We start from the raw sequence: 14,353 nt of genomic DNA, 5'->3' as shown, positions 1-14,353 counted from the left end.
GCAATGTGCGGACAGGTTTCAAGGAGAGCGCGGCGTGAGCGACGTGACGGGCAGTGAGTTGAAGGCGCTGATGGCGCGCGTGCCTTCGGTGGAACGCGTGATGACTTCGGCGGCGTTTCAGCCGCTCGTGACCGAGTTCGGGCGCACGCAGACGCTGGCCGCGTTGCGCCGCGAACTCGACGCGTGGCGCGCGGGCGTGCAAAGCGGCGGCGCGCTCGTCGAAGCACTCGATGAAACGCGGCTTTCCGCATCGGTCGGCGTTGCGTTGCGCGAACGGTCGCAGAGCAAGGTCCGGAGCGTGTTCAACCTGACCGGCACCGTGCTGCATACCAACCTCGGCCGCGCGCTCTTGCCGGACGAAGCGGTGCAGGCGGTCATCGAAGCGCTTACGCGCCCGGCCAACCTGGAATTCAATCTCGCCACCGGAAGCCGGGGTGATCGAGACGACCCGATCGACGAGCTGATCTGCGAATTGACGGGCGCGGAAGCGGCGACGGTCGTCAATAACAACGCGGCCGCCGTGCTGCTGACGCTCGCGGCGCTGGCCCCGCGCCGCGAGGTGATCGTGTCGCGCGGCGAACTGGTCGAGATCGGCGGCGCGTTCCGCATTCCGGACATCATGAGCCGCGCGGGCGCGAAGCTGCGCGAGGTTGGCACCACGAACCGAACGCATCTGAAAGACTACGAAGAAGCCATCGGCGCGCGCACCGCGATGCTGATGAAAGTGCATTGCAGCAACTACGCGATCACCGGCTTCACCAAAGAAGTCACGCTCGAAGAACTCGCGCCGCTTGCGCGCTCGCGCGGTTTGCCGGTAGCGGTCGATCTGGGCAGCGGCACGCTCGTCGATCTGACGCAGTGGGGCCTGCCGCGCGAGTCGACGGTGCGCGAAACGGTCGAAGCGGGCGGGGATCTCGTCACGTTCAGCGGCGACAAGCTGCTGGGCGGGCCGCAGGCCGGGTTGATCGTCGGGCGCGCGGATCTGATCGCGAAAATCAAGAAGCATCCGCTCAAGCGCGCGCTGCGCGTCGGCAAGCTCACGCTGGCCGCGCTCGAACCTGTGTTGCGGCTTTATCGCGCGCCGGAATTCCTGCGCGACCGGCTGACCACGCTGCGTCTGCTGACGCGTCCCGCCGACGACATGCGCATCGCCGCCGAGCGCGTGCGGCCCGCCTTGCAGACGTTCATCGGCGACGACTATGCGGTCACGACCGAGCCGATGCTGAGCCAGATCGGCAGCGGCGCGTTGCCGGCGGATGTCCTGCCGAGCTACGGGCTCGTCGTGCGGACGGCGAGCGGCAAGCGGGGCGGGCGGCTCATCAACCGGCTCGAAAAGCGTTTGCGGGACCTGCCGCGTCCGGTGATCGGCCGGATCGCCGATGACGCGCTGCGGCTCGATCTGCGCTGCCTCGAAGCCGCCGACGAAGCCGTGCTGATCGCGCAACTTCAAGCGGAGCGCGGATGATCGTCGGGACGGCCGGGCATATCGACCATGGCAAGACCACGCTGGTTCGCGCGCTGTCGGGCGTCGATACCGACCGCCTGAAGGAAGAAAAAGCCCGTGGCATTTCGATCGAACTCGGCTACGCGTACGTGCCGCTCGAAAACGGCGACGTGCTCGGGCTGATCGACGTGCCGGGCCACGAAAAACTCGTCCACACGATGGCGGCGGGCGCGTGCGGGATCGACTTTGCGCTGCTCGTGATCGCCGCCGACGACGGCGTGATGCCGCAAACGCGCGAGCATCTCGCCATACTCGGCCTTCTCGGCGTCACCACGGGCGCGGTCGCGCTGACCAAGACGGATCGCGTCGACGCCGCGCGCGTCGCCGAAGTGCGGGCCGAAATCGCCGGCTGGCTTGCGGTCGGACCGCTCCACGACGCGCCGATCTTCGACACCGACGCCACGCGCGAGGACGATCCCGGCGTCGCGGCGCTGAACGCACATTTGCGCGCGGCGGCATCGGCGTGGCGCATGCGTCGCGACGACGGCTTGTTCCGGCTCGCCATCGATCGCGTTTTCACGCTGAGCGGGCAGGGCACGATCGTGACGGGCACGGTGTTCGCGGGCCGCGTGAATGTCGGCGACACGATGCTGCTCGCGCCGGGCGGCCAACCGTTGCGCGTGCGCAGCATCCACGCGCAGAACCGGCCGGCCGGGAGCGGGCGCGCGGGCGAGCGGTGCGCGCTGAATCTGGCGGGTATCGAACGCGATGCGATCTCGCGCGGCGACTGGATTGTCGATCCGCGTCTCGCGCAAACGTCCGAGCGTATCGATACCGAACTCACGCTGCTGCCCGATGCCGCGCTCGAATTGCAGCACTGGTCGCCGTTGCACGTGCATCTCGGCACGACGCATCAGGTCGCGCACGTCGCGCTGCTCGAAGGCGACCGGCTCGCGGCGGGCGAAACGGCGCGCGCACAACTCGTCTTCGACAAACCCGTGTGCGCGCTGCCGGGCGACCGGTTTATCGTCCGAAACGCGCAGGCGAACCGCACGGTGGGCGGCGGGCGTGTGCTCGATCCGTTCGGTCCGCCGCGCAAACGCCGCACGCCCGAGCGGCGCGCGTGGCTGGATGCGCTGAGCGAGATGCTGGCGAGCGGGCGTATCGACGGCTTGCTTGCCCGCGCGCCCAACGGCTTGCCGCGTTCGCTGCTGGAGCGGCTCACCGGCATGCCGGCGGCGGCGCTCGCGCTGCCGGACGACAGCCGCGCGGTGCCGCTTTCCGACGACGCGCTGCTGATCGCCGCTGAGCCGTGGCGCAAATTGAGCGAAACCTTGCTGCGCGCCTTGCAGACTTTTCACGAGCGCTCGCCCGACGAACAAGGGCCCGATACCGCGCGGCTGCGTCGGATTGCCGCACCGCTCGCGCCGGATGCGCTGTGGCGCGCGCTCGTCGATGCAGCCATTGGGGACGGCGCGATTTTGCGCAGCGGTCCGTGGCTGCATCTGCCGTCGCACGCCGTGACGCTCGATGCCGCCGAAGAAGCGCTCGCCGCCGCGCTGTTGCCTGCGTTACGCGCTGGCCGCTTCGATCCGCCTTGGGTGCGCGATCTGGCTGCGGCGCACGGTGTGCCCGAGGATCGCGTGCGGCAGTTGCTGCGCAAGCTTTCGCGACAGGGCGACGTGTTTCAGGTGGTGCGCGATCTTTTTTATCATCGCGATGCGGTGCGGGAGCTTGCGGAGCTCGCGGCGTCGGAGGCGCAAAAGCAGGACGGCGCGCTCAACGCCGCCGCTTTCCGCGATGCAACCGCGCTCGGCCGCAAGCGCGCGATCCAGGTCTTAGAATTCTTCGACCGGGTTGGGTATACTCGCTTTCACCGCGACCGCCATGTGCTGCGCGCGGACAGCCGCTGGCAGGAATTGAGCTGATTTCGATTCGTGCTGGCTGGTTTTTCTGGTTTATCTGGTTTTTCTCGGGAAGGCATCCGTATCCGGTGGTGCGGCTGGACTTCAAATCCAGTAGGGGGCGTCAGACGCTCCCTGGTAGGTTCGACTCCTGCTGCCTTCCGCCACAAGGCTTTTCGGCCACTCCCAAATCCCGGCCCGTAGTGCCGACGCCCAAGCATGGAAGCGCTCGGCTAAGGCGGACCGGCCGGCGAGTCGCGCCTAAAGCGAACGCAAGCAAACGCAAGCAAACGCAAGCGAACGCCCGCGAGCTTGCATACTTCATTGCGCCACATATCATTGCAGAGTACCCAAGGCGGCTGCGAGCACATCGAGAAAGCGCACCGGCGCGTCCATATCGAAACAGTGCATCGGACAATTGCTTGTCAGCGAGCCAATGACCGCACGATAAACGCTCATGGCCGGTCGATCCCGGTCGGCAACGGAGGCCTACGATGGACATAGCCGTCTTCAGCGCGAAGCCCTACGACCGCGAGTATCTCAACGCCGCGAATGCAGCGCATCGCCATCGGCTCCAGTACTACGAGGTTCCTCTCGACACCGAGAGCGTCGGGCTGGCAGCCGGGCACGGCGCCGTGTGCATCTTCGTGAACGATCTAGCGGATTCCACCGTGCTCGAAGCGCTTGCGCGCGGCGGCACGAAACTCGTCGCGCTGCGTTGCACCGGGTTCAACAACGTCGATGTGAAAGCGGCGTCGGACCTCGGGATGAAAGTCGTGCGCGTGGTGGACTACTCACCGAACTCGGTGGCCGAGCACGCCGTCACGCTCGTCCTGGCGATCAATCGCAAAATCCACCGAGCCTACAATCGCACGCGCGATTTCAATTTTGCGCTCGACGGCCTGATGGGTTTCGATCTTAACGGCAAGACGGTCGCCGTGATCGGAACGGGGAAGATCGGACGAGTCTTCGGCAAGATCATGCTGGGATTCGGCTGCAAGGTGATCGGCTACGACAAGTTTCCGTCGCCGGAATTCGAGGCGCTGGGCGCGCGTTACGCATTGCCGGGCGAAATCGCGGAAAGCGCCGACATCATCTCGCTGCACTGTCCGCTCACGCCCGATACCTATCACATCATCGACGCCCACGCGCTCTCGCGGGCCAAGCCCGGCGCGATCCTGGTCAACACGAGCCGCGGCGCGCTGATCGACACCGAGGCGGTCCTCGCCGCGCTGACGAGCGGGCAACTGGGCGGTCTTGCCATCGACGTGTACGAGCAGGAAGCGGGCGTGTTCTTCCGCGACCTGTCGGGCACCATCATCGCCGACGATGTCCTCCAGCGTCTCATCACGTTTCCGAACGTGATCGTGACGGGACACCAGGCTTTTCTCACGCGCGAGGCGGTCGGCACCATCTGCGAAACGACGCTCCAAAGCGTCACGGAGTTCGAATCGGGCGCGCCGCTTTCAAACGAACTCCGCGAGAGTTAAGCGCGACACGGCCGCCGATATCTCACTTCGCGGGCGTCGCCAGATCTTCCTCCACGAAGCGCAGAAGCGCCTCCGTCAACGCTTCGCGCGGATAGGCGTTCTGCGTGACGATCAACGAGCCGATCGTCGCATGGGTCCGGGCGATCGGCACCGCGAGCGCCCAATGGTCGGCATTGACGTAGGCCATGAGCGTGCTTCCGGGAATGACCTGATCGTAGAAAATCATCTGGCTGTCGTTGCGCGAATCGACACGCGAGAGTTTGTCGTAACTCGACTTGAGTATCGACGAAATGCGCGCGGGATCGGGGAAGGTCACGAGCGAGTAATAGCGCAATCCGGCGGGCAGCGGGTTCTGTGCGAGCCACGTCCTGCGGCTTGCCGGCCGCAGGCTTTCCACGGCGCCGCCGTCGCCGGACGTGCAGGTGGCGCCGGGAAAATGCCTCAGCAGGTCGGCCTGATATTGCGTCGCGTCGTTGGCGAGCGGCGAGCCGCCGACCGCACCGGCCGCGCTCACCACCGCCGCGATCCGGCTTCGAATCTCGGGATACGCCACCACTGCCTGAAGGATGTCGGGCGCGCCTTTCGAATAGCCGATCAACACGAGCCGCGGCGCGCCATCGGTGGGTGGCAGGGCCATGATGGCATCGCGAATCTGTCGCGCGTTGTGCTCGGTGCTCGACAGTCCGCTGACATCGAGCATGACCGCATCGTAGCCGTATTGCCGGACGTGCCGGGTCACGGTGCCCGGCGAGTCGAGCCACGCCTTGAAGCAGTCATACCCGACGCCCGGCACCACGACCGCAACGAGAGGCCGCCCGGCCTGCCCGAGATCGACCGGCATGTTGGTGCCCGCAGGCTCCGCGCCGACACGGGTCAACGCGTCTTCGCACTGCCGGTAATCGGGCTGGCTCGCGCCGTGCGCTTGCAGCACCGCGCAGTAGATCTCGCGAAAGCGCGCCCGTTTGTCCAGAACCCCCGCCTGCGAGGCCGGTATGAGCGCGAGCGGCGGCGTATCGGCCGAGTAGGGAACGAGCGGTTTTTCGGCGCATGCGGCAAGGGCGAGACAAGCCGCGAGCAGAACGCCCGTCAGGCGATCCATCGCTCGCGCGGCGCGTGTCGAAGGCTTATTTGTTTGCATCGCCGTTCTCTTTGCTCGCGGCATGCTCACGCCCTTCGAGGTAAGGCACCCAGTCGAGAAATTCGACGTTCGAAAAATTGAGTGGACGCGTGGCGAAGAACAACACGGCGCGCAGACCGTCGGTGAAGTAGCGCGCGCCGTCGAGCGCGGCCCGCGGGCGTGTTTGCGGCGCTGCACCGACACCGTTCACGAAACCCAGCTTCTCAAGACCGCCCGCGTACATCATGTCCTGCACGAAGTAATTCCGCGCTTCGTCGACGTCTTCATGCAACGCGCGGTCCGCCGCGCCTTCATGGCTCAGCCGGCCGCCGACTGGCCGCGAAACCTGTGCCACGTAGACGCTTTCCGCTTTATAGCGGATCGGCGCGAGCCAGCCGCGTATCGATGTCGCGGGCGCGCCTGCCTGCGCTTCCTTGCGCAGGACGACGTCCGGTTTCCGCCCGAAGACCCGCTGTGCGAGATCGCTCGCATACACATCGCGGTGGAAACTCCGGCGCACCATCGCCGCCCCGATATCGCCAAGCTCGCCAATGACGACGACGTTCAGCGGATCGGCGTCGGTCGTTGCATGCGCGTCGCGGGCGCAACACGGCAATTGCTCGAGTGCTGTCCGCAGCGAAGCCAGGTCATGGCAGACCGTGACCGCGGATTCGGGATACGGGAACAGCGTTAGCGCGAGACGCGCGTCCGGGATGTCGTCCGGCACAGGCACGAACAGCGTGAACGGAATAAGCGTCCTGCTCCCGAAAAGATCGACATTCACGAGTTTGGGATCGCGGTCGGGATTCGTGAACAGAATCCCGGAGCGTGTCTCGCCCGGCGGAATCGGATTCTGGAACGCTCGCGCGTGGAAGTATTGATCGATGCGAGCGTTCGCCGATGTCCCGAGCAATCCGTGCAGCGGCCATGCTATTTCTAGCGGAGAAAAATAATCCGGATCGGTTCCCGATTGAAGCAGCCAAAGTGCTTGCGCGGTCCGGTTCTGAACTTCGATCCACAATGGCTGCACATGGCTCTTGTTGATATCGGCGCCGAAAATGCGCTTGCTGTCGTCGGATCCCAAAACGGTCGCGCTGACCCGCACACCTTGCCGGGTCGCGCTGACGGACCGCTCGCGAAGCGGCGCATCGTCGATGCCAGCCGGGGCGGTCCACGTCGTGCAGCCGCCGAAAGCCAGCGCGACAAGCGCGCTGGCCGCAGCCAGTCGCAAAACGCCTAGTAACGATGGCAGCCCGCTCATCGTTTTGCTCCCAACGGCACGCTATTGCGATCGCCGCCCGGCTCGGAAGGGAAGAAGTCGATCTCCGACAACGACGAAGGGTGGACATCGAAAATGAGTAACTGGCGATATCCATCGGTGTAGTACGGATCGGTCGTGAGGTTTTCACGAGGCGCGCTTCTCAACGTTGCGCCGACGCCCTTAACAAGCCCGATTTTCGCGAGGTTCTGCGAGTAGGCCATGTCCTCCGTCAGCGCTGTTCGCGCTTCGTCGACGTCGGGGTCGATCTTGTGCGTCGTGAATGTCGATGTGTGAAACGTTACGCGCACGCCGATATCGCGGCTGATCTGCCCGACCCATACCGGCTTGCCGTGGTAACGCATGGGACTCAGCCAGAGCCGAAGATGATTGCGCTGGTGGATGGTGTCGCGCGCTTTCTGCAATGCGAGGTCTTGCGCGCGTCCGAACAGGTACAGGTCGCTTACCGGCGCATTCACGTAACGCTCGCCGGAGAGCGCGGAGGTCACGGTCTTCATGATCGCGCCCGACCACCGCTGCTCGGTCGGGCTCCATCCACGGCGCACGAGCGCCGGGAATGCGTCGTCCAGATTACCGACGATAACCAGATTGAGCGGATCGCCGTTCTTCGAACCGTCGCCGTTCGTGGCGCAGCATGGGAGCGCTTCTATGGCGGCGCGAAATGCATCGTCGTCCGTGTAGTCGACCATCTTTTCTGGCGGATAGATGGGATGCCGGAAAATTTCGCTCACGTAGTAATCGGCATAGAAGCCCGGCACGACGATGAGGAGCGAGAAGGTCTGCGCCAGACCGCTCGCAATCAAGTCGATCTGAACGAGCTTCACGCCCTCGCTGAGATTCGTGAGCACAAACCCCGATACGGTCTGACCGGGCAGCACGGGATTGTGGAACGCTAGCTGACGAAAGCGCCTTTCCAGTTTTTCCTGTTCATCGGGCGCCACGCCGTGAGCGAACGCCTCGGCGGCTTCCGAAGCGGGAAAGAAGTTGGGGTCCAGCCCCGGCGACAGCAGGAAATAGCGGCGCGTGTCGTTGTTCTCGATTTGAATCCATACCGGCTGGATCCGTTTCTTCGCGAGCGGCACACCGTATTCGGCTTCGCTCTCATCCGCCGAAAGCACCGCCGCCGACACTTTCACGCCGCCTTCGGCGCGCGTCATCGCGCGCTCTCGGTAGGCGATTTCTACTGAGGAATCCGGGTTCGTTGCGCACGCGGACAGAACGCACGCGACGACAACTGCCAGGAGCAGTCGGTTCACGATGCGATTCGTCACGATGTGTTCAAGCTCCGTTCAGATCTTCGTCTTTATAGTACTTCGTTCCTTTTGCGGTGAGTTCGAGCGCGAGGCCTTTGTCCGTTATTTGATAAAGCCAGACGCCCGGCCCCACGGCGACCGCGCCCTGATACGCGCTTCCCGAGCTGCCGGCCTTGGCTGCGGCGGTCGCCTGTCCGCCGAGCGTCCATCCGGACGAGACGAATTTGTTTAACGCGCCTTCGTTCTCGAAGACCCAGACGAGCTGGTATTTTTTGATGCCCATGCCGAGGCCGGCCTGTACTTCGGCCATCTTCATGTACGTCATCGCTTTGGACTTGTTGTTGACCGCGATCCCTTCACCCGAGCCGCCGCCGGCAAGCAGGATCTTCATGCCGAAGTTGCTGAAGGCCGCGTGACCTGCCGCGGACTCCACGACTTTGCGTGCGCCTGGTTGCGCCTTGTAGAGGGCCGCTAGCGCGCTTTTTGCCGCCTTGCGCACTTCAGCTTGCTTTTCTGCCTTGCCTGCGCCGAACACGACGGCTGGCGACGCTAACGCGCTAGCCAACGTCAGCATGACGATCCGACGTTTCACGTTTAACCCCCTGGTGAGCGCGGATTGCCGCGCCGGTATGAAAACCGGTTCACAGACCGTTGTTCATGCGATCGCACGGCGGGCTCGCCGCACCCATTGGCCGGGAATTCATGGTGTCGTGCGGCCGAGCGCGATTCAATCAGACTTTGGTCCTATACGGCGGGTAAGCACGGCGAACCGCCGCTCCTGTGTCCCTTCACGACCGACGAAGCGAACCCTTACGCCCTTGGTCCAATATCGTCGCTGAATGGACAAACGTATGCTGTGCGTACCCGCTTTCGCCGCGCGGAACGGCCGCCCCACAGGCGCATAAGGTCCTGTAGCCGGGGCAGCGCCGGGCATGACATTTTCATCGTGTTCGATGTCGCCATGTGACGCGAGGAGACTAACAATGTCGAAGATACTTAAGGACGCAAAAGCAGACGCAAAAGCAGACGCAAAAGCAGCCGGCGCAGCCCGTTCGGGGAAGCTCGACAACAAGACGTATTGCGCGGAACTTCGCCGGCTTCACGTCGAACTCGTCAGGTTGCAGCAATGGGTGGTGCACAGCGGCGCCAAGATATGCGTGATCTTCGAGGGCCGGGATGGCGCGGGCAAGGGCGGCACGATCAAGGCGATAACGGAGCGCGTGAGTCCGCGAGTATTCCGGGTCGTCGCGCTGCCCGCTCCGACCGATCGGGAAAAAAGCCAGATGTATGTGCAGCGCTATCTGCCGCATCTACCCGCAGCGGGCGAAATCGTTCTCTTCGACCGAAGCTGGTACAACCGTGCGGGCGTGGAGCGGGTGATGAAGTTCTGCACCGACGAACAGGCGCGTTCGTTTCTGAGAGGCGTGCCGCTGGTCGAGCGGACCATTATCGGCTCCGGGATCATCTTGCTGAAATACTGGCTTGAGGTCAGTCCGGATGAACAGACGCGAAGACTCGAAGCCCGCATCACCGACGAGCGGAAAATCTGGAAATTGTCGCCGATGGATCTGGAGTCGTATCGGCGGTGGTACGACTATTCGCGTGCCCGCGATGAGATGTTCGAGATGACCGACACGGACATCTCGCCCTGGTTCGTGGCGCTATCGGACAACAAGAAAAAAGCGCGGCTCAATATAATCGAACATCTGCTCGGTTCGATTCCGTACGAGACGGTGCCTCGCGAAAAGATCTCGTTGCCGCCGCGTCAAAAGGCGAAGGATTATCGCGAGTCCGACCATCCGTTTCGCTATGTTCCCGACACGTTCTGACGGCGCGCTCCAGGTTAATTGTGTCTTCGCTAATCGCTGGCTACATTCGGCAAGCCAGCAACCCGGGCGCGTGCTTAGGCACTGTCGGGACACCGCGCTAATTGTCCGGTAACTCTTTCTCGACGTCCTATACTTTGTCCAGCGGTGCCGCCGGGAAGGTCCAACGAGACAGCACCGATCCCGCCAAATTGGTACGGAGATACCGATGATCAACCTGATCATGCACGGTAGAAATCTGGCAATCGACGTATTTGAAAATTCAATAGTCCGGTACGTGCGCGAGCGTTGCTTCTTTAGAGTGGGTCTTCCGGGTACGGACGCTTCGCTTGCCAGCGACCGCGCGATCCGAGCCAAAGGCGATCTCCACTTAGACAAACGGAGCGTTACGCCGCTTCGTTTCGATTGCCGCGATGATGGCGGGTCAAAGAAGGACGCCCAACCCGATCCGCCGCGCATCGCCGGGCCAATACAGCGCCTAAGGGACTATGCGCGTGCGCGGTCCGCTTGGGTATCGAATGGCGGCCGCAGCGCAAGCGTGCTCGATGCGAGTGTTCCGCTTGAACAGATGCTCGAGTTGATGCCGCTGCCGATCGTCGCGATCGATCAGCGGAACCGGATCGTCTTCGCCAACGCCCGGACGAGCGAACTGTTCGGCTACATCGGAGACGAATTGATCGATGCGCCCGCCGAGACGCTGTTTCCGATCGATGCAGCGTGCGAGGACCCGTCGTCTTCCGCTCGGCATGACACCGAAAACAAAATCGCCGACGTTGAAGGAACGCAAGTGCTGGTGGCGCGACGGCGCGATGGCGCGAATTTTCCCGCCGAGGTCAATACGTCGAGACACGGGCGGCGCAATCATGCGTTGCTGGTCGTTGCCATTCTGGATCGCAGCGCGTGCACGGAGATCCAGCGGAGCCGCGAGGACCTCGAACATCTGGCGCGCGTTTCATCGTTGGGCGAACTCGCGGGATCGCTGGCGCATGAGTTGAAGCAGCCGCTTACCGCGATTCTTTTCAACGCGCAGGCCGCGCAACAATTCCTGGAGTCCGAGACGGCTAACGCTGCCGAACTTCACGACGCACTCGAAGATATCGTCACGGACGGCTGTCGCGCGAGCGATGTCATACGCAAGATTCACACGCTGGCGCGCAAGGGCGAGGTCGAACTGCGGCCGCTCGATATCGGCGCGCTCGTTTGCGATATCGCCCTGCTGGTGCGTAGCGACGCGACGGCTCGGGGCATCCGTCTCAGGTTCTCGGTCGCGGAAAATCTGGCGATGGTTTGCGGCGACAAGGTTCAGCTTCAGCAGGTGGTGCTCAACCTTTTGCTGAACGCCTTCGATGCGGTGAGGGACCGCGATCCTGCCGAGCGTCTGGTCGAGACGTTCGTCGGCGAAGAGCCGGATGGCGGTGTTCGGATCACCGTAAAAGACTGGGGGCAAGGTCTGACGATCGACAAGATGCACAAGATCTTCAGAGCCTTCTACACGACGAAACCGCAAGGCCTTGGCCTCGGCCTTTCCATTAGCCGCACGATCATTTCCGGTCACGGAGGACGACTATGGGCGCAGAGCAACGAAGGACCGGGAGCGTCGTTTCATGTAACGCTGCCCCGATCCCCCGGCCCGAGACAGGACAGCGGCCCGCGATCGCCGTGAGTCAGACGATTCGCCGTGTCTTTATCGTCGATGACGACGAAAGAGTGCGCGGCGCGCTCGCAAGACTGCTGCGCGCCTCGGGCTATCGCGTGGAATGCTTCGAGACGCCGCAGTCGTTTCTCGCGGATGCCGACGTGACGAGCGCACCCGCGTGCCTCGTTCTCGATCTGCAGATGCCCGGCCTGTCGGGACTCGAATTGCAGCGCAAGCTCAACCAGATTCTTCCAATCGTATTTCTCACCGGTCATGGCGACGTCGGTTCATGCGCCGATGCGATGAAAGCGGGCGCGCTCGACTTTTTGACCAAGCCGGTGTGCGGATCGAAAGTGCTTGCGGCGGTCGAGCGCGCGTTTGAACGTGCATGCCTCGATTTTGCCAAGAGAAGTCAGAGGGCCGAGATCGAGGAGCGGCTCAACCATCTCACGCGCCGCGAGCGTGAAGTCATGGCGCTCGTGCTGACGGGCCGCCTTAACAAGCAGGTCGCAAGCGACCTCGGCGCGGCGGAAAAGACCATCAAGATCCATCGGGCGCGCGTCATGGAGAAAATGAAGGCGAGGTCGATCGTCGAACTTGTTCGGCTCGCCGAAAAAGCCGGCGTGCACGCAGCCGACGACGAGTAGTTCCCGCCAGAAAACGAGGGGACGTACATCGCTAAACGAAAAATCGGTGCGTTAGCCGATCGCCAGTTTTGATCCTGCCCGAAGGACGCCCGGGTCGAATGTGCCAGTGGACCAAAGCCCTATATCGCGATTCTCTGTCCGCCACTAAGCTGGAGCGGAAAAAGGATACTTTCGGGGCGACTGCGCGTTCGCGCCATCATATGGTCAATCTCGACTCGGTCGTGGCTGTCGTCGACGATGACGACTCGGTTCGCCGATCCATCAAGCGGTTGCTGCGCTCTGTCGGCATCGCGGCGGAATCGTTCGCGAGCGGTGCCGAGTTTCTCGATACGCTCGCGGCCATTCCGTCGTACCGGCCTCTTTGCGTGATTCTGGACATTCAGATGTCCGGCATCAATGGCCTGGAAGTTCAGCGGCAACTGGCGCCCTCGGGCACACCCGTGATCGTGATTACCGCCTACGACGAACACTCCGCACGAGAGACCGCGATTGCGTGCGGCGCTGCGGCTTATCTGCGAAAGCCGTTCAATGGCGCGATTCTGATCAAGGCCGTTGAAATGGCGCTAGGCCGCACGCCATTGCCTTAAGTCGCTTTTGCTTGCACGCTATGAGACCAAGGTCCGATTGCTTCCTGGTCCGGCGAATGCCAGACTCAATCGGGTCGATGCGCTGCACCGTTCGATGACCATGCGAGCGGCGGTGGTTCGGATCTGATGGCGAAGCGTAACGGGATGAGGGATCAGGGACCAGGGGAGCGGCGATCATGGCTGAATTGATGCTCGGAAACGTCGAGACAAGCGTCACCGATGAAGAAATCGGCGAGTTCCTGATACGGTATGGATTCCCGCAATGCGATTCGATCCGCCGAATTCCGGGAACGGGTTCGCGTCCTTCGGCGGTCGTGAATTTCGACGGCTTGGCGGCCGACAGATTGCGGATACTCCAGTCGCGTATCCATAACCTGTTCTGGAAAGACCGCACGATTACCGCGCTGCTGCTGCCGGATCGCGACGAATTCTGAGCGGCGAAGATTCCGGTTTGGCGAAGTCGCCCGGCAAGGAACCGGGCAGGGCGCGCGTCGCGCAGCAAGCCCGACCGTGCGTGTCTTTTTGGCCTCATTCAAAGCACGCTATTTGCTTTTAGGTTCGACGGAGATCGCCACGGCTTCCTTGTAGACAACTTCCATCTGATCGCCTTTCTTGATGAGCTTGAGCTGGTCGGGATCGCGTACGGCAAGGTCCATCGAGTTGCCTTGCGGACCCTTCAGCGTCACCATGCCGGTCTGATGATTGACCGCGGTGACATTGGCGATGATCGTCACTTCCCGGCCAATCGTTCCGCCGGGTTTGGCGCCCGCCGGCGTGCGCTCTAGACTCTGATGTTCGTTGGCGGCGAGCGGTTTGCCGCCTTTTTTGAGCGTGACGGTGATGGCCTCCGAGTATTCGGCCGTGACCACGTCGCCAATCTTCAACTGGTCGAAGTTGCGTGCTTCCTCGCCCACCGCGACTTGCACGACCTTGCCTTTGCCGTCCTTTAGCCATACCGTTCGCGTATCCGCTTCGATACCCACGACGGTCGAGACCGTCTTGACCGTGCCGCTCGCCGATACCTTGCCGGGCGCGCTCGTGACGGCCACTTGCGGGTCGCTTTGCGCGAAGCCCGCAGTCGCGTAACACAGGAGCGCCGCTGCAATGAGGCGCTTGCTGTTTTTTCTGCTTCTCATGCTGATCTCCTTGAACATCTGCGCAGTTCTGGCG

The 14,353-nt window shown here is 63.1% G+C and carries 13 protein-coding genes and 1 tRNA gene; 9 read left to right on the top strand and 5 right to left on the bottom strand.

All coding sequences use genetic code 11. The annotated features are described in order from the left end of the window. Positions 1-34 precede the first annotated feature (34 nt). From selA to AC3D25_RS29485, 4 genes are all read left to right on the top strand, one after another. Complete coding sequence (gene selA, locus AC3D25_RS29500) at positions 35-1,465, top strand: L-seryl-tRNA(Sec) selenium transferase (protein WP_488892012.1); 1,431 nt, start codon at positions 35-37, stop codon at positions 1,463-1,465. Next, the gene (selB, locus tag AC3D25_RS29495) at positions 1,462-3,372 is read left to right on the top strand and encodes a selenocysteine-specific translation elongation factor (protein WP_488892011.1); all 1,911 of its coding nucleotides are present in this window, start codon (positions 1,462-1,464) and stop codon (positions 3,370-3,372) included. Before selA ends, selB begins: the two co-directional genes overlap by 4 nt. A 47-nt stretch (positions 3,373-3,419) precedes the next feature. After that, positions 3,420-3,515: transfer RNA gene (locus tag AC3D25_RS29490), tRNA-Sec, on the top strand. 327 nt (positions 3,516-3,842) lie between these two features. After that, positions 3,843-4,838 carry a 2-hydroxyacid dehydrogenase gene (locus AC3D25_RS29485; protein ID WP_488892010.1) on the top strand — a complete coding sequence of 332 codons (996 nt, stop codon included), beginning with the start codon at positions 3,843-3,845 and terminating at the stop codon, positions 4,836-4,838. A 22-nt stretch (positions 4,839-4,860) separates the two neighbouring features. Here AC3D25_RS29485 and AC3D25_RS29480 read toward each other — a convergent pair whose 3' ends face one another. From AC3D25_RS29480 to AC3D25_RS29465, 4 genes are read right to left on the bottom strand one after another with little or no spacing between them, the layout of a single operon-like run. Further along, positions 4,861-5,976, bottom strand: a complete 1,116-nt coding sequence (locus AC3D25_RS29480; protein WP_488892009.1) for a lipase family protein — start codon at positions 5,974-5,976, stop codon at positions 4,861-4,863. Then, on the bottom strand, positions 5,963-7,216 hold the full coding sequence (locus tag AC3D25_RS29475; protein WP_488892008.1) for an LssY C-terminal domain-containing protein: 1,254 nt from the start codon (positions 7,214-7,216) through the stop codon (positions 5,963-5,965). The genes AC3D25_RS29480 and AC3D25_RS29475 overlap by 14 nt, the downstream gene beginning before the upstream one ends. Continuing rightward, on the bottom strand, positions 7,213-8,493 hold the full coding sequence (locus AC3D25_RS29470) for an LssY C-terminal domain-containing protein (RefSeq protein ID WP_488892192.1): 1,281 nt from the start codon (positions 8,491-8,493) through the stop codon (positions 7,213-7,215). The genes AC3D25_RS29475 and AC3D25_RS29470 overlap by 4 nt, the downstream gene beginning before the upstream one ends. Positions 8,494-8,512: 19 nt before the next feature. Further along, the gene (locus AC3D25_RS29465; protein ID WP_488892007.1) at positions 8,513-9,079 is read right to left on the bottom strand and encodes a lipid-binding SYLF domain-containing protein; all 567 of its coding nucleotides are present in this window, start codon (positions 9,077-9,079) and stop codon (positions 8,513-8,515) included. Positions 9,080-9,470: 391 nt separating this feature from the next. Here AC3D25_RS29465 and ppk2 point away from each other — a divergent pair, with 391 nt between their 5' ends. The 5 genes from ppk2 to AC3D25_RS29440 all read left to right on the top strand — a co-directional run bounded on the left by ppk2 (position 9,471) and on the right by AC3D25_RS29440 (position 13,617). Continuing rightward, complete coding sequence (ppk2, locus tag AC3D25_RS29460) at positions 9,471-10,316, top strand: polyphosphate kinase 2 (protein ID WP_488892006.1); 846 nt, start codon at positions 9,471-9,473, stop codon at positions 10,314-10,316. Positions 10,317-10,851: 535 nt separating this feature from the next. Beyond that, the gene (locus tag AC3D25_RS29455; protein ID WP_488892005.1) at positions 10,852-11,976 is read left to right on the top strand and encodes a sensor histidine kinase; all 1,125 of its coding nucleotides are present in this window, start codon (positions 10,852-10,854) and stop codon (positions 11,974-11,976) included. Beyond that, positions 11,973-12,596 (top strand): response regulator transcription factor, encoded by a 624-nt coding sequence (locus AC3D25_RS29450; protein ID WP_488892004.1) that lies wholly within the window; start codon positions 11,973-11,975, stop codon positions 12,594-12,596. Before AC3D25_RS29455 ends, AC3D25_RS29450 begins: the two co-directional genes overlap by 4 nt. A 200-nt stretch (positions 12,597-12,796) precedes the next feature. Then, positions 12,797-13,183: a response regulator transcription factor gene (locus AC3D25_RS29445; RefSeq protein ID WP_488892191.1), complete on the top strand. Its 387-nt coding sequence runs from the start codon at positions 12,797-12,799 to the stop codon at positions 13,181-13,183. A gap of 176 nt (positions 13,184-13,359) precedes the next feature. Continuing rightward, the gene (locus AC3D25_RS29440) at positions 13,360-13,617 is read left to right on the top strand and encodes an RNA-binding protein (RefSeq protein WP_488892003.1); all 258 of its coding nucleotides are present in this window, start codon (positions 13,360-13,362) and stop codon (positions 13,615-13,617) included. A gap of 108 nt (positions 13,618-13,725) precedes the next feature. Here the strand turns inward: AC3D25_RS29440 and AC3D25_RS29435 are convergent, their stop codons facing one another. Continuing rightward, on the bottom strand, positions 13,726-14,319 hold the full coding sequence (locus AC3D25_RS29435; protein ID WP_488892002.1) for a hypothetical protein: 594 nt from the start codon (positions 14,317-14,319) through the stop codon (positions 13,726-13,728). Positions 14,320-14,353: the final 34 nt, after the last annotated feature.

This window comes from Caballeronia sp. SL1002 (assembly GCF_057814995.1).
The sequence above is the reverse complement of the archived record's forward strand: the minus strand, read 5'-3'. Positions and strand labels throughout refer to the sequence as shown.